The following is a 22,233-nucleotide window of genomic DNA, read 5'->3' as shown; positions in this document are numbered from 1 at the left end:
CTTTAAAATTCTTGTTCAACGAGTTCATCTTTTTGTAAACAATTGTTACAAATGTGATAATCGCTTTTTATACTATTTAATTCACTTTCGATTATTTCATCGAAGTCAATTAAACTATTTTCAACTTCTATTACTAAAAATTCATCTTTCTCTTCACCTTTAAAAAGGCCATCACTTAAAATTAATTTAAGCTCTTCATTTAAAGTTAAAGTTTCAAGTTCTGCACATCTTGAACAATCTACTTTTATATTGCCACTAAGTTTTGCTTCAATTTTTACTAATGATGATGAAATTCTACAAAAAGTACCTTCAATTTTAACTGAATTAAATTCTGTTTTTAATTCTTTTAAATCATTTGGTACTTTTTTAAACTCTATTTTCATTTAAATTAACAAATTTCTCTTTGTGCAAAAAAGAAATTAATTTCAATTTCTGCATTTTCTAAAGAATCTGATCCATGAACTGCATTTGCATCAATTGAATCTGCAAAATCTGCTCTAATAGTTCCAGCTGCTGCTTCTTTTGGATTTGTTGCACCCATTAGTTCTCTATTTTTTGACATTGCATTTTCACCTTCTAAAACTGAAACTACAACTGGTCCAGAGATCATAAAATCAACTAAATCTTTAAAGAAAGGTCTACTTGCATGAACTGCATAAAACGCTTCTGCATCAGCTTTACTTAATTGTACTTTTTTTGTTGCTGCAATTTTTAATCCAGCAGATTCAAATCTATCTAAGATTTTCCCAACAACATTTTTTGCTACTGCATCAGGTTTAATAATTGATAATGTTCTTTCCATATCTATTCCTCTATAAATTTTTAAGTCGCGGATTATATCTGAAAAAATAAAAAAAGGCAAGTAGTATAAACTACTTACCAATTATTTAAATTTTTATTCAACAACAGGTGTTCCTACAACACCTCTATCCTCTTTTTCAATTTTACTAGAACCAACTTCATCCCATACTATACAGCCTTCAGTTGGACAGGCATCAGCACAGGCTGGTTCATCATTATGTCCTACACATTCAACACATTTATCTTTATATACAAAATATATGTCTTCACCTGTCGGATTATCATCATTATCTACAATAGCACCAACTGGGCACTCATCTAAACAAGCATCGCAGCTAATACAAATATCAGTAATTTTTACTGCCATAAATATTCTCCGTAATAAATTTTCTAAACTCTATCATAGGAAAAATAAATTTATTATTAAAGATAAAAATTATTAAATAAAAAATATTTTTCTATTTAAGCTAAGTATAAAAAAAAATAGATACAATTTCAACATTAAATTTCAAAATTATAAAAAAGGATTTAAAATGTTAGTAACTAAAAAAGCTCCAGATTTTACAGCAACAGCTGTACTTGCGGATGGTCAAATTGTAGAAGATTTTAACTTATATAAAAATATTGGGGAGAAAGGTGCAATATTATTCTTTTGGCCTTTAGATTTTACTTTTGTTTGCCCATCAGAAATCATTGCATTTTCAAAAAGAACTGATGAATTCAAAGCTAGAGGAATTAATGTAATTGGTTGTTCAGTTGATTCACAGTTTTCTCACTTTGCATGGAGAGAAACAGCTGTTGAAAATGGTGGAATTGGAAGAGTAAAATTTCCAATGGTAGCTGACTTAAATAAACAAATTTCTAAAGATTATGATGTATTATTTGGAGAATCAGTTGCATTAAGAGGGTCTTTCTTAATTGATAAAGATGGAACAATAAGACATGCAGTTATAAATGATTTACCATTAGGTAGAAATGTTGATGAAATGATTAGAATGGTAGATGCTATGCTATTTACTAATGAATATGGTGAAGTTTGTCCAGCAGGATGGCAAAAAGGTGATGAGGGTATGAAAGCAGATAAAGATGGTGTTGCTAATTACCTAGCTAAAAATGAAGGTAAATTATAATACCAGATTACATAAAAGAGTATCAATTTGATACTCTTTTTTAATTTATATTGACAATTTTAAAAATAAATACTAAAATTACACTTCACTTTAAAACTACAAAAACTACATAAACTACATATTATATTATGTAAAATCAAAGGCAATTATACTTATGGAAGAATCTAAAGAAGAAATAAAAACAAAAACTACAAAAAAGACAAGAACACATATCCCTGTTGAAGGTTATAAGATTGAGCAATTAAGAGAGCTTCCTTTAGAAACTCTATTAGATATTGCAAATGAACTTGAAGTTGAAAATCCACAAGAATTAAAAAGACAAGACTTAATGTTTATGATACTTGCTTCTCAAATTGATGCTGGTGGATTTATTTTATTCACTGGTATTTTAGAGATAAAAGAAGGTGGATTTGGATTTTTAAGAGCAATTGATGGAAATTTTTCTGATACATCAAATGATTCTTATGTAAGTGCAACTCAAATTAGAAAATTTGCACTTAGAACAGGAGATATTGTAACTGGACAGGTTCGTCCACCAAATAAGGATAGTGAAAAATACAATGCTTTATTAAAAATTGAAGCTATAAATTATCTGCCAGTAAAAGATTCAAAAAATCGTCCACTTTTTGATAACTTAACTCCACTATATTCAACTACAAAATTTAAATTTGAATATGATTCACAAAAACTAACAGGACGTGTATTAGATCTATTTGCTCCAATGGGTAAAGGACAAAGAAGTTTAATAGTTGCTCCACCAAAAACTGGGAAGACAGAACTTTTAAAAGAATTAGCACATGCAATTTCAAGGAATCATCCAGAAGTTACTTTAATGGTATTATTAATTGATGAAAGACCAGAAGAAGTAACAGATATGCAAAGAAGTGTAAAAGGCGAGGTTTATAGTTCAACATTTGATTTACCTGCTCATAACCATGTTAGAGTTGCTGAAATAGTTATTGAAAAAGCTAAAAGACTTGTTGAAATGAAAAAAGATGTTGTTATTTTACTTGATTCAATCACAAGATTAGCTCGTGCATATAATACAGTAACTCCTAGTTCAGGAAAAGTTCTTTCTGGTGGAGTTGATGCAAACGCTTTACATAAGCCAAAAAGATTTTTTGGAGCTGCACGTAATATTGAAGAAGGTGGAAGTTTAACTATTATATCAACAGCTTTAATTGATACTGGTTCAAAAATGGATGAAGTTATATTTGAAGAATTCAAAGGAACTGGGAATAGTGAAGTTGTATTAAGTAGAAATGCTGCAAATAAAAGAGTATATCCTGCTATTGATATTACAAAATCTGGTACAAGAAAAGAAGAACTTTTACTTAGTGCTGATACTTTACAAAAAACATGGATTTTAAGAAATGCAATGAGTGAAATGGATGAAGTTGATGTTCTTAAATTCTTATATCCAAAAATGCAAAAAACAAAGAATAATGATGATTTTTTTGCTTCTATGAATGAATAAATACTTAAAATATGCTTAATTTTATAAAAAAAGGTAGTTAATTTATAAATTTGTAAATTTTCTACCTACTTTTTCAGCTAAATAAAATAAAATCTCTGGTATCATTGCTACCCGAAATTTGAAAAAAGGAAGGAAAAATGGCAAATATAGACGAACTTTTAGATTACCTAAAAAGAACAAGTCCTGGACAAGATGAGTTTCATCAAGCAGCGGAAGAGGTTTTACACTCTTTAAAACCTTTATTTGAAAAATACCCAAAGTATGCAGAAAATAAAGTGTTAGACAGATTAGTTGAGCCTGAGAGACAGATTTTATTTCGAGTGACTTGGGTTGATGATAAAGGAGAAATCCAAATTAACAAAGGTTATAGAATACAATTTAGTTCGACTTTAGGCCCATATAAAGGTGGATTAAGATTTCACCCTAGCGTAAACACTGGAATTATCAAATTCTTAGGATTTGAACAAATTTTCAAAAACGCACTAACTGGACTTCAAATTGGTGGTGGAAAAGGTGGAAGTGACTTTGACCCAAAAGGTAAAAGTGATAATGAAATAATGAGATTCTGCCAAGCATTTATGACAGAACTTTATAGACATATCGGTGCAACTACAGATGTTCCTGCAGGAGATATCGGAGTTGGTGGAAGAGAAATTGGATACTTATTTGGTATGTATAAAAAACTTGCAAATACTTATGATGGAACTTTAACAGGGAAATCATTAAAATGGGGTGGATCTCTAGTAAGAACAGAAGCAACTGGTTATGGTTGTGTATATTTTGCAAAGAATATGCTAGAAGCTAGAGGAGAGACTTTAAAAGGTAAAAAATGTACAGTTTCTGGTTCTGGAAATGTTGCAATTTACACTATTGAAAAACTTTATCATCTTGGAGCATTACCAATTACTTGTAGTGATTCAAAAGGTATGATTTTAGATGAAGAAGGTATTGATTTAGATCTATTAAAAGATTTAAAAGAAAACCAAAGAGTAAGATTAACTGAATATGTAAAATATAGAAAAAATGCTAAATATATTCCAGTTGAAGATTATCCACAAGGAAGAAATGCAGTTTGGTCTGTACCTTGTTTTGCAGCATTCCCAAGTGCAACTCAAAATGAGTTAAATCTTGAAGACGCAAAAGAATTAATTAAAAATGGTTGTATATGTGTAAGTGAAGGAGCTAATATGCCTTCAACTAATGAAGCAGTTGATTTCTTTGTTGAACAAAAAATAGCATATGGTCCTGGAAAAGCGGCTAATGCTGGTGGAGTTGCAACAAGCCAATTAGAAATGGCTCAAAATGCAGCTATGATTTCATGGACATTTGAAGAAGTTGATGCAAAATTAGCACAAATAATGAAACATATTTTTGATACAGCAAGTGCTACTGCTAAAGAATTTGGGCAACCAACGAACCTTGTTTTAGGAGCGAATATTGCTGGATTTAGAAGAGTAGCTGATGCTATGATTGAGCAAGGAATAGCTTGATCAAATAATAAACTTAAGGACTTCCCTTAAGTTTTAAACTTTACCACCTCACACCTATTTATATTATAAATCATTTTAAAAGCTAAAATTCAAATTATTTTCCTTCCTAATTAAAAATTTTAGCTTTTAAATGTAATTGCTCTTTTATATTCATCAACTCTAAAATCAAAAGTTGTATAAGTTTTATCCATTAATTTTCTATTTTTATAAATCAAAGATGCTCCAATAGATTTATTTGCTGTATTTGATGGTGAAATTAAAGAAATTGCTGTAAAAATTCTATTATCAAATTCAAATTTATGAACTCGTAAAAAATCATTTTTTATTAATAGAAAATCTATCTCTTGTTCTTTTAATACTTTTCGGAAAAAATACTCTGGACTATTTTTTGAATATTTTCCTGTAAAAAATATAGTATCAATATTTTTATATTCTAATAAATATTTTAAAATATCTTTTAATTTTATATCAAGCATAGAGTTATCACTTGCATCAAGTTTTTCTCTATTACAAGATTCTACTATATCACAAATTCCAATTTTACTATCTTTTAAAAATTTCTTTCGTTGTTCTATAGCTTGTTTAGTATTTTCAAAGATTAAATTTAAAGAAAAAATTTTATTAAATATTTGCCACAATAAATTATCTTTAGAACCATAACAAAAATCTACATCTGAATTTTTTAACTCTTTTGTACAAAATCTTGGTGGAGGAAGTGTTCCTACAATGATAATTTTAGTATCAGTATTTATATAAGACGTATATGGATGATAGTGAAAAAACAAAGATATCCTTTATATCAAATTCAAATTTTAATTTAGATATAATTTTGCCAAAATTTCAATAAGGATATATTTGAAAGTAGGAGTTTTTGATTCAGGAATTGGTGGATTAACTATATTAAGCGCAATTGCAAAAAGTGTAGAAAATACAGAATATGTTTATATAGCAGATACATTATTTGCACCTTATGGTGAAAAAGATACAAATGAAATTTTACAAAGATGTGATAATATTACAAACTATTTAATAAAAAATTATAATATAGATATTTTGGTTGTTGCTTGTAATACAGCAACTTCAATTTCAATAAAATTTTTAAGAGAGAAATATAGAAATTTACCTATAATTGGAGTAGAACCTGCTTTAAAACCTGCAATTTTAACTTCAAGAACAAAGAATATAGCAGTTTTAGCAACTCCAACAACAATAAATGGTAGAAAATATAAAGAACTTGTAGAAAAACTATCAACTAATCAAGAGTTAAACTTATATCATATTCCTTGTAGTGGATTAGCAAAAAAAATTGAAGAAGCTGATATTGAAACAAAGAGTTTACAAGAGTTTTTAAAAAAATATTTAAAAGATTTAAAAAATAAAAATATTGATAGTGTAGTATTAGGTTGTACTCACTATCCAATTATAAAAGATGAAATAAAAAAATTTTTTGATGATAATGTTATTCTATATGAATCAGCAAATGCTATTGCAAAAAGATTACAAGATTTAAGTGAAAATAAAAATAGTATAAATAAAGAACAAAAAATAACTATTTTATATAGTGGTAAGATAAGTTTTGATATGGTAAATACAGTTTTAAAAAATATAAATTTTGAGATAGGAAAGTGTGAAATATGATTGAAAATAGTTTAAAAGATAGAGTTTTAGCTTTAAAGTATAGACCCAAAAGATTTGAAGATTTAATAGGACAAACTACAATTTCTCAAACTCTAAGCCTTGCTTTAGATTCTTCAAGACTATCTCATGCTTATTTATTCTCAGGACTTAGAGGAAGTGGGAAAACTAGTACTGCAAGAATAATGGCAAAAGCACTTTTATGTTCAAATGGACCAACATCAAAACCATGTGAAGTCTGTGATAATTGCCTTAGTGCAAATAATGGTAAACATCTTGATATTATAGAAATGGATGCTGCAAGTAATAGAGGAATTGATGATATAAAAGAGTTAATTGAACATACAAAATATAAACCAAGCTCTGCAAAATTCAAAGTTTTTATCATTGATGAAGTTCATATGCTTACAACTCAAGCTTTTAATGCTTTATTAAAAACTCTTGAAGAGCCACCAAACTTTGTAAAATTTATACTTGCAACAACTGATGCATTAAAACTCCCAGCTACAATTTTAAGTAGAACTCAACATTTTAGATTTAACAAAATATCACAACATGATGTAGTTAATCACTTAATACATATTTTAAATATTGAAAATATAGAATTTGAAAAAGAAGCTTTAGAAATACTTGCAAGAAGTGGACAAGGAAGTTTAAGAGATACATTAACATTACTTGACCAAGCAATAATATTTTCAAGAGGGAAAGTCTCAACTTCTAGTATTGTTGATATGTTAGGACTTATAGATCCATCTTTAATGGAAAATATTTTTAAGATTATTTTAAATAAGGGTGATATTAATACTCTTCTTCCAGAACTTCAAAACTATGAAGTTTCTCAAATTTGTGATGAAATATCTATATATTTAAAAGATAAGATGATTTCAAAGGATATTAGATTTGACATATCTTTATTTGATAGATTTTTTAGAATTTTAAGTGAAGCAAAACAACTATTAGCACTAAATAGTGACGATACATTTGTTTTAATTCTTACATTAATGAAACTTGTAGAAGCTACAAACTTAAAATCAATTGATGAAATCATTGAACAAATTGATAAAATGCCAGTAAGAAATGAACCTTTAAAAATAGAAAAAAACCATATAGTTGAAACAAAAATTATTGAAGAGAAGTTAATTGAAATAAAAACTGAAGAACCAAAATTAGTGGAACAACCTATTAAATCTATAAATACTCAATTATCAGATCCAACTCCATTTGATGAAGAACTAATTATAGAAGAATCTGATAAAAATGAAATTATAAAAACTGAAGAGATAGAATACATACCTTTTGAAGAGGAAAATGATAAATATAATGATTTATATCAACATTTAATAGAAAAAGTATATGATAGAGACTATACATTAGGGGAGTGTTTTGAAAAAAACTTTATTTTTGATGGCTTTAGTGAAAATAAACTACATATAATATCTTATGCAAAAGATGAAGATAGAAAACTTTTATTTAAATATTTTGGGCTTATTAAGACTTTTGCACAAGATATTTTTGGCTCGAATGTTGAGCTAGATTTTAAAAAGGAAGAAGCCACCTTACTAGAAACTCCTAAAGAAATTCAACAAAGTGAGCAGGTACTAAGTGAAGAAATAGGTTCTATGGTAGAAGATATTGAATTTAGCTCTAGTTGTGTAGCTGGTGCTATAAAAAGTGAAGATACACAACTATCTTCAAAAGAGTTACAAATAAATGATATATTAAATTCAAAAATGTTAAATAAAGCAAAAGAGTTATTTGATATTAAAAGAATTACTGTAAAATCACGAAGTTAAAATAAATTTATAAAAGGATAGGATATGATTAAGATTACAAAATTATTGGTTTTAAGTGCATTTGCAAGTGTTACATTATTAGCAAATGATAATTCAGTTATAGATTTTGAGAAAAAAAGAGTTGCTCAAAATCCAAATGTTAAAGTTAAAAATATAAAAGTTTTTTATAAAAAAGAACTTGAACTAAAAGATTGGAATGGTTATATTTTAGAATTAGATGCAACTATTCAAGATAAAAATATGAAAGTAAAAGATATTCTTTTTAGTGATGGGAAAGTTATAGCTACTGATTTATATGATATTACAACTGGAAAATCTTTAAAAGACACTGTAACTCCTACATTATCAGATAAGTACTACCAAAAATCAAAACTAATTGCTGGAAATGAAAAAGCAAAAAATAAAATTGTAGTTTTCTCAGATCCACTTTGCCCATTTTGTACACAATATATTCCTGAAGTTATAGACTTTGTAAATAAAAATAGTGATCAAATTGCACTTTATTACTACTCTTTTCCATTAACACATATACATCAAGCTTCAGTTCCATTATCAAAACTTATTGATATTGCAAAAGTAAAAAATGGAAATGATATATTGATGAAAGTATATACAACTGATTGGGCAAAATATTTTGAACCAAATTTAACAGATGAAACAATTATTTTAGAAGCATTTAATAAAGAGTTAGGCTTAGATATAAAAATTGAAGAATTAAATAAAAAAGAGATAAATAGTATTATTGAGAAAGATATTGCTATGGGAGAAGATGTATTAGTAAGTGGTACTCCAACAATTTATGTTAATGGTGAGAAAGATACAACTAGAGAAAAATATAAATCTTTAGGTAAAAAATAAAGAGTAAATAATGAAAAAACTTGTAATTGCAACTAGAAGAAGTCAACTTGCACTTTGGCAAAGTGAGTATATAAAGGCTGAACTTCAAAAACACTATCCTGATATGCAAATTGAACTTCAAGAATTTGTAACAAAAGGAGATAAAATTCTTGATGTCCCATTAGCAAAAATTGGTGGTAAAGGTCTTTTTACAAAAGAGTTAGAAGTTGCTATGATTGAAGGTTCTGCACATTTAGCTGTTCATTCATTAAAAGATGTTCCTACTCAATTTGAAGATGGTTTAACGTTAGCTGCTGTTTCAAAAAGGTTTAATCCTCAAGATGCTCTATTAAGTAATAAATATAGTTCTTTAGAAGATTTACCAAAAGGTGCAGTTGTGGGAACTACAAGTCTGCGAAGAAGAATGGCTATAAAAATCTTAAGACCAGATATAGAACTAAAAGATTTAAGAGGGAATATAAATACAAGAATAGCAAAATTAAATGCTGGTGAGTACGATGCAATTATACTTGCAGCAACTGGAATTGAAAAATTAAATCTACAAAATGAAGTGAAATATTTTAATCCCATTTCTACTGATGTTATGATACCTTCTATGGGACAAGCAACTTTAGGAATTGAAACAACAACTAATCCAGAGATTATAGAAATAGTAAAAGTTTTAAATGATAAAAATGCTGAAATAGAGTCAAAAATTGAAAGAGGTTTTGTAGATACTCTTCAAGGTGGTTGCCAAGTTCCAATAGGTGTAAAAGCTACAATTTTAGATGAAAAGAGTGTAAAAATATCTGCAATAGTTGGACTTCCTGATGGGACAGAATATATAAAAGATGAAAAAATAGTAAATATTAACTCTTATGAAATTGCTGGAAAAGATTTTGCAAATGAATTTATACAAAAAGGTGCAAAAGAACTTTTAGCAAGAGCTGAGACTATGGCTTTTAAATAAATTAAACTGGTGTAGGACACATTATGAATATAACAAACATTATTTTAGATTTTTTTAAAAAACTATTTAGTTCTGCACTAGAGTATAAACTTTCATCATTCTTTATATTTATATTCTCTATTTCTTCTATTATATTAGTAAGTAATTATTTGGACTATAAATCTAAAGAATATATATATCTTATAAATATCATTTATACTTCTTCAATTGGATTTTTTCTAACATTAGTAGCATATTTTTCTAATAGAAAAAAAGTTTTTCTATTTATTGCTTTATTACTAACCACTTTATATTATTATTATTTACCTTTTGAAAATGATTACTCAATTATTATTTTATTTACAAAACATTTTTGCATAATAACTATATCTATGATTTTACTTTTATATATTCCCTTTCAAAATCAAGAAAGAGATAATCAAAGATTTTTAAATTGGGCTATAAATATTGTAGAATCAATAATCATTAGTTTAATATTTGGAGTTATTTTATTTATATCTTTATACCTTGCAATAACTTCTATTGTTATGCTATTTGATTTAAATATAAAAAAATATACATATGGAGAATATTTAGCCATTGTTGTTTTTGGTGTTTTTTGTACACACTACTTTTTATTATCACTTAATAAAAATCCAAATGATTTACAATCTAACTTAGTTTTTTATAATAGAATTGTAAACTTTTTTAGCAAATATATTTTGACAACAATCGTTGTAGTGTACTCTTTAATCTTATTAGGATATATTATTAAAATATTATTTTTGAAAGAATGGCCAAATGGAGTAGTTGTATGGTTATCAATCACATTTGCTATTTTTTCTCTTATTACTTATATATTTTGGACTCCTTATAAAAATAGATATAAAAAGATTCTAATATTCATAGCTCTAATTCAGCTATCTTTACTATTTACTGCTATTTCTATGAGAATAACTCAATATGGTTGGAGTACAAATAGATATATGATTGTAATGACTGGAGTTTGGCTAATAGGAGCATTTTTGTATATATTATTATACAAAAAATATAGATATGAATATATTTTCTTAGCTTTTGCAATACTCCTAATCTTTAGTCAGTATGGATACAAAATAAATAGTTATTATGTAAATGATGTAGCTCAATTAAATAAATTAAAAGAATTACTTTCACAAAATAGTAATTTATCTAATAAAACTAATAAAAATATCAGATGTAATATTTCTAGTTCTATTAATTCATTATATCAACACAGAAATATAGAATTTTTAAATGAAGCCATTCCAACTATTTATGATAAATATAAATCCACAGAAAATATAAACTTTCCTTATTTTGCTACAGAAAGTTTAGGTTTCAATTACTTATCAAAGTGGGTTTGTGGAGAAAACCAAGATACATATCAAAATGATAATATATATCTCTATTCTAATAATTCAACAAATATTATAGATATATCAGGATACGATATAATGGATAATAATACACTTTCAATTTTATACCATGACAATAAATATATAATTAAAATTCCTACAAAAGATAATATTAATTTTAGTGAATTTGATATAACAGAATTTATAAATAAGTTTAAAACTAATATTAGTAAAGCCTCTGTTCAGTATACTAATGATGAAATGACATTTATAACAGAGGATAAAAATATGAAAATAAAAATATTTTTTTATTCAATGTCTATTAATGAACTATCTGGAGATATTATACTTCCAAATACATATCTTTTAATTAAATACCTCAAATAAGTTGAAATACAGAGATTTTATGTAAATATTATCTTTGTATTTGAAAATTAAGGAGAGATAATGAGAATAAAATTAGAAGATTCTTTATTTTGTTTAGTTGATGTGCAAGAAAAACTTTTCCCACATATTGGAAATAAGGATGAGTTGGAGAGAACTCTTCCTATTTTAGTACGTGGAATGAAAGTTTTAAATGTACCAATTATAGTAAATGAACAATATAAAAAAGGTATTGGTGAAACTATCCCTGCTTTAAAAGAACTTGTAGAAGAATATTCATCTTATGAAAAAACTACATTTTCTGGTTGTCAAACAAATGATATTTTAGAAGCATTTAAAAAAAGTGATAAGAAAAATATTATTGTTGCAGGAATAGAAACTCATGTTTGTGTACTTCAAACTTGTATAGATTTAATTGAAAATGGATTTAATGTAATTTTGGTTACAAATTGTAGTGGAAGTAGAACAAAACTTGACCATAAAATGGCTATAAAAAGGCTTGTTCAAGCTGGAGTAATTCCTACAACTTATGAATCAATTTTATTTGAACTAACTGTTGATGCAAAAAATCCAAACTTCAAAGCTATTTCATCTTTAATAAAATAAAAAAAGAAGATAGAAAATCTATCTTCTTTAATATTTAAGAAGTTTTAATTACCCTAAAATTTCTGCAGGTGCGTAAACTTCACCCTTCATAATTATTCTTGCACTTCGACTCATAGTAGCTTTATCAACAACATATTTACCATTTTCGCATTTTATTACAGCACCAACCTTTAAAGTTCCAGATGGATGTCCAAACTCAACAGCAGTTTTTTCTCCACCACCAGCAGCAATATTTACCAAAGTTCCTTCAATACAAGCAGCAACACCAATAGCTACTGAAGCTGTTCCCATCATAGCATGATGAAGTTTTTGCATAGATAAAGCTCGTACGTGTAAATCAATCTCATCTGCTTTTACTTCTTTACCACTTGAAGTTGTAAAGTCTGATTTTGGAGCAACAAAAGCAATTTTTGGAGTATGTTGTCTTGTTTCTGCTTCTTTTAAATCAGAAATTAGTCCCATTTTTAAAGCACCATAACTTCTTATTTTTTCAAATCTAGTAAGAGCTTCGGCATCACTATTTATATCAGCTTGAAGTTCAGTTCCTTTATATCCAATATCACTAGCATTTAAGAAAATTGTAGGAATACCTGCTGTTATCATAGTAGCTTTAAATGTTCCAATTCCTGGAACTTCCAAATCATCTACTAAATTTCCAGTTGGAAATAACTCTTCACTCGGATCAACAGGTTCTGCAAACTCTAATAAAATCTCTTCAGCAGGAAAAGCAACACCATCAATATAATAATCACCCATTTCTTTTACTTGTCCATCAACCATAGTAACATAGCAAAGAATAGTTTTTTTGATATTTGCTTGCCAAATTCTTACACAACAAACACCATTTTGTGGAACATTATCAACAAGACCTTCATGAATAGCAAAAGGTCCAACAGCAGAACTTAAATTCCCACAATTTCCACTCCAATCCATAAAATCTTTATCAATAGCAACTTGACCAAAGTAGTAATCTACATCATGATTTGGAACTGTTGATTTTCCTACAAGTATAGCTTTTGATGTACTAGATGTTGCTCCACCCATACCATCCATTTGTTGTTTATAAATATCTGGACTTCCTACTATTCTTTGAAGAAGTTTATTTTTAATATCTTGATTATCTTGTGCTTCTTTTGGAAGATCTGCTATATTAAAAAATGTTCCTTTTGAAGTTCCACCTCTCATATATGTTGCTTTTACTCTAATTTGTGGTTTATATGCCATATTTTCTCCTAAAATTTAAAACTTTTTAAAAAGACAAGAAAATCTCTTTAAAAAATTTTAAGAGAGTAAAACTCTCTTAAAACCTATTTACTAGCTGCAATCACATCTTTAGCAAATTTTTGTAAAATTCCACCATTTTTATAAACTTCAACTTCAGCAGAAGTATCTAATCTACAAAGAACTTTAAATTCTACTTTTTCACCATTTGCTCTAGTCATAGAAACTGTTAAATCACATCTTGGAGTAATATCTCCTAAAATATCAAAAGTTTCTGTTCCATCTATAGCATAAGTATGTCTTGTTTCACCATCTTTAAATTGAAGTGGTAAAACACCCATACCTACAAGATTTGTTCTATGTATTCTTTCAATACTTTCAGCAATTACAACTTCAACACCTGCAAGTCTTACACCTTTAGCTGCCCAGTCTCTAGAACTTCCTTGTCCATAGTTTGTTCCAGCAACAATAATTAATGGTTGTTTTCTTCCCATATAAGTTTCTATTGCTTCCCACATTCTTGACTCAACACCTTCTGGCATAATTTTTGTCAAACTTCCTTGTTTTACATTACCTTGCTCATCTTTAACCATTTCATTATATAGTTTTGGATTTGCTAAAGTTGCTCTCAATGCAGTATTATGATCACCTCTATGTGTTGCATAAGAGTTTAAATCTTCTAAAGGTAATCCCATTTTTAAACAATACTCTCCAGAAGCACTTTTTGCTTGAATAGCATTTGATGGAGATAAGTGGTCTGTTGTAATATCATTTGGGAAAACTCCAAGTGGTCTTAAATTTTTAAGAGCTGGCATAGTCATAAATTCATCTTCCCAATATGGTGGTTTTTGAATATATGTAGATTTTGCATCCCATTTATAGAATGGTTCAGCTGCCTCTTTTACACCTTTAGCAAACATTGGATCATAGATTTTTGCAAACATCTCAGGTTTTACTGATTTGTAAACTATTGCATCTATTTCTTCATCACTTGGCCAAATATCTTTTAATTTGATGTCATTTCCATTTTTATCTTTACCTAAAACATCTGTTTCAATATTAAATCTAATACTTCCAGCAAGTGCATAAGCAACAACAAGTGGAGGTGAAGCTAAGAATGCTTCTTTAATAAATGGGTGAATTCTTCCATCAAAGTTTCTGTTTCCAGATAAAACTGCTGTTGTGTAAACTCCACTATCAGCTGCTTCTTTCTCAAGTTTTGGATCTAAAGCTCCACTCATACCATTACAAGTTGTACAAGCAAATCCTACAATTCCAAATCCTAATTTTTCTAACTCGGCTAAAAGACCAGAATCTTTTAAATATAGTTCAGAAACTTTAGAACCTGGTGCTAGTGAAGATTTTACCCATCTTTTTCTTGTAAGTCCTAGTTCATTTGCTTTTTTAGCTACAAGTCCAGCTGCAACAACATTTCTAGGATTTGAAGTATTTGTACATGAAGTAATGGCTGCAATTAAAACTGCACCATCTGGGATAACCTCATCTTTAATCTCAATCTTTTTAGTGATACCTTCAGAATCTAAAGTTGAAGTAGGTACTAATTTATGAGGTTTAGAAGGTCCTGCTAAACTTCTTGTAACTGTTGTTAAATCAAATTCAATAGTTCTAGAGTAAGTAGCTTCACTTAAACTATCTGCCCATAAACCATTTGCTTTAGCATAAGTTTCAACTAATTTAACTTGTTCTGGACTTCTTCCTGTAATTTTTAAATAATCAATAGTTCTATCATCAATAGCAAACATAGCAGCACTTGCACCATATTCTGGTGTCATATTAGATATAGTTGCTCTATCTCCTAAATCTAAATATTTAATTCCACTTCCAAAGAACTCTAAATAAGCAGAGATTACATTGTTTTGTCTTAAAAATGATGTTAAAGAAAGTGCAATATCAGTTGCAGTTATTCCTGCTGCTCTTGTACCTTTTATCTCAACTCCGATTATTTCTGGAACTCTCATATAAGAAGGATTTCCAAGCATAACATTTTCAGCTTCAAGTCCACCAACACCAACTGCTATAACTCCTAAAGCATCAACGTGAGGAGTGTGTGAATCTGTACCAACTAATGTATCAGGACTAGCAATTCCATCGATATTATGAACAACTGGAGACATTTTTTCAAGGTTGATTTGGTGCATAATTCCATTTCCTGGAGGAATAACATCAACATTATCAAATGCTTTTTTTGTCCAATTTATAAAATCAAATCTATCTGCATTTCTTCTATCTTCAATATCTCTATTTTTTTGGAAAGCATCGCTATCATATCCACCACATTCAACGGCTAACGAGTGATCTACTATCAATTGTGTTGGAACAACTGGATTGATTTTTTGTGGATCTACACCTTGTGAAGCAACTGCTTCTCTAAGACCTGCTAAATCAACAAAAGCTGTAAGTCCTAGAATATCATGACAGATTACTCTACTTGGATACCAAGGAAAATCTTTATCTGTTCTTTTTTCTATCAATTGAATTAGTGAATCTTTTAAATCTTCACTAGGACATTTTCTAATTAAGTTTTCTGCTAATACTCTTGAAGTGTAATTAAGTTTTGCAAAAGAACCAGGAGTGATATCTTCAACTGCACTTTTTACATCATAATATTTAACATCTAAACCATCTAATTGTTTAAGATATTTTTCATTTGTCATTTTATTTTCCATTTTTTTGAAATTTATTGTAAAAAAATTTAGGCTAAATTTAGCCTAAATTAAAGAATTATTTTCTATCTTCTAGAGGTATATAAGCTCTTGGCTCTGGACCAGTATAGTTAGCTGATGGTCTTATTATTTTCCCATCTTCTCTTTGTTCAATAACGTGTGCACCCCATCCTGTAACTCTTGCAATAATAAAAATAGGAGTAAACATATCTGTTGGAATCCCCATTTGATTATATGAAACAGCAGAGAACCAGTCAAGATTTGGGAACATTTTCTTTTGATCCCACATAACCTCTTCAAGTCTTGCAGCTACATCATACATTAACATATTTTTATTTTCTTCAGATAGTTCTTTTGCAACTTTTTTGATAACAACATTTCTTGGATCTCTTGTCGCATAAACAGGGTGTCCAAATCCAATAATTATCTCTTTTTTAGCAATTCGTTCTTTGATATCTTTTTCTGCTTCATCAGCTGAAGAGTATCTTTCTTGAATTCTAAATGCAACTTCATTTGCTCCACCATGTTTTGGACCTCTTAATGCTCCAATAGACCCAGTAATACAAGAATACATATCTGAATTTGTACCAGCAATTACTCTTGAAGTAAAAGTTGAAGCATTAAATTCATGTTCTGCATAAAGAATTAAAGACACATGCATAGCTTTAACCCAAGATTCTCTTGGTTTTTCACCATGTAATAAGTGTAAAAAATGTCCACCAATTGTATCATCATCAGTTACAACATCAATTCTTTTTCCATTATATGCAAAATGGTACCAGTATAAAAGCATAGAACCAAAAGATGCCATTAATTTATTGATAATATCTTGTGCAGCAGCTTTTGGATGAGATTCATCTTCTTGATTTAATGCTCCAAGAACTGAACATCCTGTTCTCATAACATCCATTGGGTGACAGTTTTTTGGCAATTGCTCTAATGCAATTTTTACACCTTGTGGAATATCTCTAAAAGATTTAAGTTTTGCTTTATAAGCTTTTAACTCTTCTTTATTAGGTAGCTCTCCATGAACTATTAAATATGCAATTTCTTCAAATTCAGCTTTTTCAGCAAATTCTAAAATATCATATCCTCTATAATATAAATCATTCCCCGTATTTCCAACTGTACATAATGCTGTACTTCCAGCTGCTACACCTGAAAGTGCAACAGATTTTTTTGGTTTAAACTCTGTATTTGTAGTACTCATAATTCTCTCCTTAGTTTGATTTAATTTTAAATAAAATATGAAAAGCTAATTATCTAGCTTTTCCTTTTGAAAATAATTCGTCCATTTTTTGCTCATAAGAGTGATAATTTAACATATCGTATAATTCCATTCTTGTTTGCATTGTGTCAATAACTGCTTCTTGAGTTCCTTTATCTTTTAATTCTTGGTATACATTTAATGCAGCTTTATTCATAGCTCTAAATGCTGATAATGGATAAAGTACCATATCAATACCAACAGAAGACAATTCTTCAGTTGTAAACATTGGTGTAGCTCCAAATTCTGTAATATTTGCTAATACAGGAATGTTTACTGCATCTGTAAACTCTTTATACTCTTTTAAAGTATGAATTGCTTCAGCAAAAATTGCATCTGCTCCAGCAGCAACATAAGCTTTCGCTCTATCAATTGCAGCTTGTTGTCCTTCACTTGCATGTGCATCAGTTCTTGCAATGATATAGAAATCTGGATCTAATTCTTTTTTTGCATCTACTGCTGCTCTAATTCTATCACACATTTCTTCAGTAGATACTAACTCTTTGTTTGGTCTATGTCCACATCTTTTTGCAGCAACTTGATCTTCAATATGTAACCCAGCAGCACCATATCTGATAAATTCTTTTACAGTTCTAGCTATATTAAATGCATGTCCCCAACCAGTATCAGCATCCACTATTAATGGCGTATCACAAATAGAAGTAATTCTTCTAATATCGATACAAACATCTTCTAACATTGTCATACCTAAATCTGGTAATCCATAAGAAGCATTTGCAATACCTCCACCTGATAAATAAATAGCTTTATGTCCTACTTTTGTAGCTTGTAATGCTTGGTAAGCATTAATAGTTCCTACGATTTGTAATGGAGCCTCTTGTTTTAGAGCTTCTCTGAATCTTTTTCCTGCACTTGTCATACTTATTCCTTTAAAAAAATGATTAGATTCCATTATACCTATTTTGTTTTCTTTTGATTGTATTATTTATAATTAAGATTTACAACTTTTATACATATATTTTTAAATGCTCTTAATTTGTCTTTTTTGTGTAATTATTGTACAATATATAAAAGTATTGTTAAAGGAAGCTTATGAATTTTAAATCTTCATTAGATAAATTTATAGAAATTTTTAATCGTTCAAATTTAAGTATATCAAAGTTTGCATCAATGATAAATAAAGACAGAAGAACTGTAACTTCGTGGATAGACAAAATAACTGAAGTTGATATAAACAAAGATATTCAAGATAAAATATGTCAAATATTTAGGTATCCAAATTATATTTGGGAAGATGCATGTAGTGGTGATGAATTTATAAAATCTATTACTCAAATTCCTCAAAAAGAAGTTAGGATAATAGATGAAGACTATAAAGGAAGATTAAAATATATAATTGAGCATGAAAAAAATAGACGATTTGTAATTCAAGCACAATTTCCAGGACCAATGTATAGAGACTCTGCTGTACGAAAAGTGTACAAAAGTTCTACAAGTATTGATATAGAAGAATTAAAACAAGAAAGAATAGATCAAATGCTAAGATATGATTATGATACAACAGAATGGTATTCAATAAAATCAATTTTAAGTTTTTGTTTTGCTAGTATTGGAAACTTTTTTACTAAAGATGAAAAAATGAAAATTTTAGAACTTATGTATGAACTTTTTAATAATAACTATAATAAAAAACTATTTTTATTCGACTCATTTTCAAGAAAAATATATGGAATGGAAACAACTTATATATCTATAAATGTAAAAAAGAAAATCCTATTTTTCAAATCTCCTATTGAATCAGTATTTATAGAAATAAGAAATAAAAACTTAGTTGAAAGAATGCACAAATATTATAGTTCACCAATAGAAGCACCATCACATGTAAATTTTTTAGAATCTGTTAAAATTCTAAAAATACTTCACGAAGCACTAAAATACAATAATACTATTACACAAGCATATGAAACTATAAATAGAGAAACAAATTATGGAGAACTTTTTTACAATAATTTAAGTATAGATTTACAAAAAATTGTATCTTCTCCTAAAACAGGACAAAAAAGAAATTAGTTATTCTTTTTAATATTAACTAATACAAAAAATAAAGTATAACCTATACTTAAGTATGTATTGAGTAGTATGACCCATCTTCACCGATATTTAGGAATAAAAATATCATAAAGAAGGTATGTTTATAAGTTTTTATAAACAAAAATATTATAAAGGACAAAAGATGAAAACATCAAAAGCAGTTAAAGAGTTAAACAAAATTTCAAAAGGGAAAAGTACTAAAAATAGTAAAAAAGTAAAAAAACTTATAGGTACTCTTAAAACTAAAAGAGCAAAATTAAAATCTGAGCTAAAAAAAGTAGCAAAAGGTGATAAAAAGAAATCAAAAAACTTAAATCAAAAATTAAGTTCTATAAAAAAAGCTATAAAAATAAGTAGCAAATAGTTTCAAGGGTGCACTTTGCACCCTATTTTAAAAAATACTTAACAATTAAAAATCATATTTATACTATTTTATCTTTTATGTTATAATCAGAATTTAAATAAGGATAGAATATGAACATAGTAATTTTAGATAGAGCAAGTTTAGGATTTGATATAGATGTATCAATTTTTAATAAATTTGGGAATGTAAAAGCTTATGATACTACAAAAGAATCTGAAACAAAAGAAAGAATAAAAGACGCAGATATTGTTCTTACAAATAAAGTAATTATTGGTAAAAATGAAATTGATAACTCAAAAGTAAAACTTATTTGTATAACTGCAACTGGTATGAATAATGTAGATTTAGAATATTCTAAACAAAAAAATATAGTTGTAAAAAATGTTGCGGGGTATTCAACTTCAAGTGTTGTTCAAGTAGGTTTTTCTATGATTTTTTATTTTGTACAAAAACTTAATTATTATAAAAATTATGTAGATGAAGGAAACTGGCAAAAAAGTAATCTTTTCACACATATAGATAAGCCTTTTTATGAATTAGATAAAAAAAGAGTAGGTATTATTGGACTTGGTGAAATAGGAAGAAATTTTGCTAATAAAGCTAAAGCTTTTGATTGTGAAGTTGTATATTATTCAACAAGTGGTAAAAATAGCAACAATGAATATAAAAGTGTAAGTTTAGATGAACTTCTTAAAACAAGTGATATTATCTCTATTCATGCTCCATTAAATGAACAAACAGCAAACCTTTTAAATTATGAAAATATGAAAAATTTAAAAAATGGTGCAATTTTACTAAATCTAGGACGTGGTGGAATTATAAATGAAACAGATTTAGCAAAAATTATAGATGAAAAAGAAATTTTTTGTGGAATTGATGTTGTAAGTAAAGAACCAATACTAGAATCAAATCCTCTTCTAAAAGTAAAAAATAAAGAGAGATTAGTCTTAACTCCACATATTGGTTGGGCAAGTATAGAAGCTAGAACTAGGCTTGTTCAAATGGTAGCAAAAAATATAGAAGAGTTTTTAAAATAATTTAACTCTTCTTTTTAAATAAAAACCTAAATATCTTTTGAAAGATATTTAGTTGTTTTTCCACTACTTTTTCTTTTATCTGTTTTGATAAATCTTGAAGATTCTTAGGCTCATATAAAGGTTTTCTACTATTTATTCTCATTTTGTTTATCCAAATAGTTTTGTATCTCTTTTATAGCTTCTTCATTTTTAATAGTAAATTTAATCTCTATTCTTCTTGATGCATCTTTATCTTCAACGTTATTTTTATCTAAAATCAAATCAGCTGAACTTCTTCCACTAGAGTTTACAAAAGTGCTTAAAAGTTTTTTATCTACAATATTTGATTCATATAAAAACTGCATAACACTCATTGCTCTTTGTTGAGATAATAAAAGATTTGATAGATATGTACCATCACTATTTGTATGACCTTCAATAGTAATATTTTCTATATATTTTGATATATCTTTATCTTCAAATAAAACTGATAGGTAATTTTTTAAAACTGTACTTAATTCTTTTTTTGATTCCTCTTTTAAAACATAAGAATTTTGATCAAATAAAATATTTGAAGAAAACTTTATAGCTCCACTTTTTTCATCAACATTGATAGAGTTGCCAAGTTTTTCTTTTAGTTTCGCTATAACATTTAATTTTATTCCTGTTAAAGTTTTGATTTTTAATTTTGCTATATCAAAATCTTCTACCATTTTTTGATGGATTTGAGTTTGAACTAAAAGTTTATCTGCTAAAAGTTTTAGTTCTTCATCTTTTAAACTAATTTGATTTGTACTATCACCTAGAGCTAAATTTAAATTCTCATTTTTATCTTTTTCATCTTTTATTGTTAACTCATATTCAAGTAATAGTGATTTCAATTTTTCTATCTCATTTGAACTTAAAATTATTCTTTTATTTGCATCATCCAGTTTTGATTGACTCTCTTGATAAAGATTCTTAGCTTTTGCTAATTCATAAAATAGTTTTGATTTAGCATCTTCACTATCTTCAAGACTATGTTGAGTATAGATATATTTAATAACTATTGAAGCAATTACTAGAATAAATACAAAAAGTAAACCAGCCATCAAATCAGCATAAGATATCCAAAAGTTTTCTTCTTGATTTTTTTCTTTTTTATACATAAT

General features: G+C 27.7%; 22 protein-coding genes. 12 read left to right on the top strand and 10 right to left on the bottom strand.

What is annotated here, in order from left to right; translation table 11 throughout:
* Positions 1-2 precede the first annotated feature (2 nt).
* The 3 genes from ALANTH_RS01735 to ALANTH_RS01725 form a co-directional block, all read right to left on the bottom strand.
* Entirely contained in the window at positions 3-383 is a 381-nt protein-coding gene (locus ALANTH_RS01735; protein ID WP_026807300.1) for a DUF177 domain-containing protein, read from the bottom strand.
* 5 nt (positions 384-388) lie between these two features.
* Positions 389-802, bottom strand: a complete 414-nt coding sequence (gene ndk / locus ALANTH_RS01730; protein ID WP_026807299.1) for a nucleoside-diphosphate kinase — start codon at positions 800-802, stop codon at positions 389-391.
* A 93-nt stretch (positions 803-895) separates the two neighbouring features.
* The gene (locus ALANTH_RS01725) at positions 896-1,168 is read right to left on the bottom strand and encodes a DUF362 domain-containing protein (RefSeq protein WP_026803132.1); all 273 of its coding nucleotides are present in this window, start codon (positions 1,166-1,168) and stop codon (positions 896-898) included.
* Positions 1,169-1,334: 166 nt separating this feature from the next.
* On the opposite strand from ALANTH_RS01725, the gene ALANTH_RS01720 reads away from it, so the two are divergent.
* From ALANTH_RS01720 to gdhA, 3 genes are all read left to right on the top strand, one after another.
* On the top strand, positions 1,335-1,931 hold the full coding sequence (locus ALANTH_RS01720; RefSeq protein WP_026803131.1) for a peroxiredoxin: 597 nt from the start codon (positions 1,335-1,337) through the stop codon (positions 1,929-1,931).
* A 154-nt stretch (positions 1,932-2,085) separates the two neighbouring features.
* A complete protein-coding gene (gene rho, locus ALANTH_RS01715; RefSeq protein WP_026803130.1) occupies positions 2,086-3,408 on the top strand; it encodes a transcription termination factor Rho in 1,323 nt (440 codons plus the stop codon).
* A 137-nt stretch (positions 3,409-3,545) separates the two neighbouring features.
* Complete coding sequence (gene gdhA / locus ALANTH_RS01710) at positions 3,546-4,898, top strand: NADP-specific glutamate dehydrogenase (protein WP_026803129.1); 1,353 nt, start codon at positions 3,546-3,548, stop codon at positions 4,896-4,898.
* A 119-nt stretch (positions 4,899-5,017) separates the two neighbouring features.
* On the opposite strand, the gene ALANTH_RS01705 is transcribed toward gdhA, so the two are convergent.
* Positions 5,018-5,683 (bottom strand): uracil-DNA glycosylase family protein, encoded by a 666-nt coding sequence (locus tag ALANTH_RS01705; protein WP_034236662.1) that lies wholly within the window; start codon positions 5,681-5,683, stop codon positions 5,018-5,020.
* A 70-nt stretch (positions 5,684-5,753) separates the two neighbouring features.
* Here ALANTH_RS01705 and murI point away from each other — a divergent pair, with 70 nt between their 5' ends.
* Genes murI through ALANTH_RS01675 form a run of 6 tightly spaced genes read left to right on the top strand, consistent with a single transcriptional unit; the run spans position 5,754 to position 12,478 of the window.
* Positions 5,754-6,536, top strand: coding sequence for a glutamate racemase (gene murI, locus ALANTH_RS01700; RefSeq protein WP_026807297.1), 783 nt, complete (start codon positions 5,754-5,756; stop codon positions 6,534-6,536).
* On the top strand, positions 6,533-8,326 hold the full coding sequence (locus tag ALANTH_RS01695) for a DNA polymerase III subunit gamma/tau (protein ID WP_026807296.1): 1,794 nt from the start codon (positions 6,533-6,535) through the stop codon (positions 8,324-8,326). Before murI ends, ALANTH_RS01695 begins: the two co-directional genes overlap by 4 nt.
* Before the next feature lie 24 nt (positions 8,327-8,350).
* Complete coding sequence (locus ALANTH_RS01690; protein ID WP_026807295.1) at positions 8,351-9,184, top strand: DsbA family protein; 834 nt, start codon at positions 8,351-8,353, stop codon at positions 9,182-9,184.
* Between the two features lie 10 nt (positions 9,185-9,194).
* Positions 9,195-10,133, top strand: a complete 939-nt coding sequence (gene hemC / locus ALANTH_RS01685; protein ID WP_026803124.1) for a hydroxymethylbilane synthase — start codon at positions 9,195-9,197, stop codon at positions 10,131-10,133.
* A 23-nt stretch (positions 10,134-10,156) separates the two neighbouring features.
* Positions 10,157-11,875, top strand: a complete 1,719-nt coding sequence (locus tag ALANTH_RS01680; RefSeq protein ID WP_026807294.1) for a DUF4153 domain-containing protein — start codon at positions 10,157-10,159, stop codon at positions 11,873-11,875.
* 60 nt (positions 11,876-11,935) lie between these two features.
* Positions 11,936-12,478, top strand: coding sequence for a hydrolase (locus tag ALANTH_RS01675; protein WP_026803122.1), 543 nt, complete (start codon positions 11,936-11,938; stop codon positions 12,476-12,478).
* Positions 12,479-12,526: 48 nt separating this feature from the next.
* On the opposite strand, the gene prpF is transcribed toward ALANTH_RS01675, so the two are convergent.
* The 4 genes from prpF to prpB form a co-directional block, all read right to left on the bottom strand.
* Positions 12,527-13,702: a 2-methylaconitate cis-trans isomerase PrpF gene (gene prpF / locus ALANTH_RS01670; RefSeq protein WP_026807293.1), complete on the bottom strand. Its 1,176-nt coding sequence runs from the start codon at positions 13,700-13,702 to the stop codon at positions 12,527-12,529.
* Between the two features lie 83 nt (positions 13,703-13,785).
* Entirely contained in the window at positions 13,786-16,374 is a 2,589-nt protein-coding gene (gene acnD, locus ALANTH_RS01665; protein WP_026807292.1) for a Fe/S-dependent 2-methylisocitrate dehydratase AcnD, read from the bottom strand.
* A 67-nt stretch (positions 16,375-16,441) separates the two neighbouring features.
* Positions 16,442-17,593 (bottom strand): bifunctional 2-methylcitrate synthase/citrate synthase, encoded by a 1,152-nt coding sequence (gene prpC / locus ALANTH_RS01660; protein ID WP_026803119.1) that lies wholly within the window; start codon positions 17,591-17,593, stop codon positions 16,442-16,444.
* A 49-nt stretch (positions 17,594-17,642) separates the two neighbouring features.
* Positions 17,643-18,530, bottom strand: coding sequence for a methylisocitrate lyase (gene prpB, locus ALANTH_RS01655; protein WP_026803118.1), 888 nt, complete (start codon positions 18,528-18,530; stop codon positions 17,643-17,645).
* 173 nt (positions 18,531-18,703) lie between these two features.
* Between prpB and ALANTH_RS01650 the strand changes: the two genes are divergently transcribed.
* The 3 genes from ALANTH_RS01650 (at position 18,704) to ALANTH_RS01640 (ending at position 21,103) form a co-directional block, all read left to right on the top strand.
* Complete coding sequence (locus ALANTH_RS01650; protein ID WP_026803117.1) at positions 18,704-19,681, top strand: hypothetical protein; 978 nt, start codon at positions 18,704-18,706, stop codon at positions 19,679-19,681.
* Positions 19,682-19,844: 163 nt separating this feature from the next.
* Positions 19,845-20,066: a hypothetical protein gene (locus tag ALANTH_RS01645; RefSeq protein ID WP_026803116.1), complete on the top strand. Its 222-nt coding sequence runs from the start codon at positions 19,845-19,847 to the stop codon at positions 20,064-20,066.
* A gap of 110 nt (positions 20,067-20,176) precedes the next feature.
* Entirely contained in the window at positions 20,177-21,103 is a 927-nt protein-coding gene (locus ALANTH_RS01640; RefSeq protein WP_026803115.1) for a D-2-hydroxyacid dehydrogenase, read from the top strand.
* 1 nt (position 21,104) lies between these two features.
* Here the strand turns inward: ALANTH_RS01640 and ALANTH_RS01635 are convergent, their stop codons facing one another.
* Positions 21,105-21,245, bottom strand: a complete 141-nt coding sequence (locus ALANTH_RS01635; protein ID WP_162830424.1) for a hypothetical protein — start codon at positions 21,243-21,245, stop codon at positions 21,105-21,107.
* Positions 21,232-22,230, bottom strand: a complete 999-nt coding sequence (locus tag ALANTH_RS01630) for an OmpA family protein (protein ID WP_026807290.1) — start codon at positions 22,228-22,230, stop codon at positions 21,232-21,234. The genes ALANTH_RS01635 and ALANTH_RS01630 overlap by 14 nt, the downstream gene beginning before the upstream one ends.
* Positions 22,231-22,233: the final 3 nt, after the last annotated feature.

The organism is Aliarcobacter lanthieri, from assembly GCF_013201625.1.
Taxonomy (GTDB): domain Bacteria; phylum Campylobacterota; class Campylobacteria; order Campylobacterales; family Arcobacteraceae; genus Aliarcobacter; species Aliarcobacter lanthieri.
Note: the sequence above shows the minus strand (reverse complement) of the source record. Positions and strands in the feature narration are given on the sequence as shown.

Coding starts and splice junctions, on each gene's coding strand:
- prpC (WP_026803119.1), bottom strand. CDS start 17,593: ATGAGTACTACAAATACAGAGTTTAAACCAAAAAAATCTGTTGCACTT.
- ndk (WP_026807299.1), bottom strand. CDS start 802: ATGGAAAGAACATTATCAATTATTAAACCTGATGCAGTAGCAAAAAAT.
- ALANTH_RS01720 (WP_026803131.1), top strand. CDS start 1,335: ATGTTAGTAACTAAAAAAGCTCCAGATTTTACAGCAACAGCTGTACTT.
- ALANTH_RS01640 (WP_026803115.1), top strand. CDS start 20,177: ATGAACATAGTAATTTTAGATAGAGCAAGTTTAGGATTTGATATAGAT.
- ALANTH_RS01630 (WP_026807290.1), bottom strand. CDS start 22,230: ATGTATAAAAAAGAAAAAAATCAAGAAGAAAACTTTTGGATATCTTAT.
- ALANTH_RS01735 (WP_026807300.1), bottom strand. CDS start 383: ATGAAAATAGAGTTTAAAAAAGTACCAAATGATTTAAAAGAATTAAAA.
- ALANTH_RS01695 (WP_026807296.1), top strand. CDS start 6,533: ATGATTGAAAATAGTTTAAAAGATAGAGTTTTAGCTTTAAAGTATAGA.
- acnD (WP_026807292.1), bottom strand. CDS start 16,374: ATGACAAATGAAAAATATCTTAAACAATTAGATGGTTTAGATGTTAAA.
- ALANTH_RS01725 (WP_026803132.1), bottom strand. CDS start 1,168: ATGGCAGTAAAAATTACTGATATTTGTATTAGCTGCGATGCTTGTTTA.
- ALANTH_RS01645 (WP_026803116.1), top strand. CDS start 19,845: ATGAAAACATCAAAAGCAGTTAAAGAGTTAAACAAAATTTCAAAAGGG.
- ALANTH_RS01680 (WP_026807294.1), top strand. CDS start 10,157: ATGAATATAACAAACATTATTTTAGATTTTTTTAAAAAACTATTTAGT.
- ALANTH_RS01675 (WP_026803122.1), top strand. CDS start 11,936: ATGAGAATAAAATTAGAAGATTCTTTATTTTGTTTAGTTGATGTGCAA.
- ALANTH_RS01635 (WP_162830424.1), bottom strand. CDS start 21,245: ATGAGAATAAATAGTAGAAAACCTTTATATGAGCCTAAGAATCTTCAA.
- ALANTH_RS01650 (WP_026803117.1), top strand. CDS start 18,704: ATGAATTTTAAATCTTCATTAGATAAATTTATAGAAATTTTTAATCGT.
- hemC (WP_026803124.1), top strand. CDS start 9,195: ATGAAAAAACTTGTAATTGCAACTAGAAGAAGTCAACTTGCACTTTGG.
- prpF (WP_026807293.1), bottom strand. CDS start 13,702: ATGGCATATAAACCACAAATTAGAGTAAAAGCAACATATATGAGAGGT.
- gdhA (WP_026803129.1), top strand. CDS start 3,546: ATGGCAAATATAGACGAACTTTTAGATTACCTAAAAAGAACAAGTCCT.
- rho (WP_026803130.1), top strand. CDS start 2,086: ATGGAAGAATCTAAAGAAGAAATAAAAACAAAAACTACAAAAAAGACA.
- prpB (WP_026803118.1), bottom strand. CDS start 18,530: ATGACAAGTGCAGGAAAAAGATTCAGAGAAGCTCTAAAACAAGAGGCT.
- ALANTH_RS01690 (WP_026807295.1), top strand. CDS start 8,351: ATGATTAAGATTACAAAATTATTGGTTTTAAGTGCATTTGCAAGTGTT.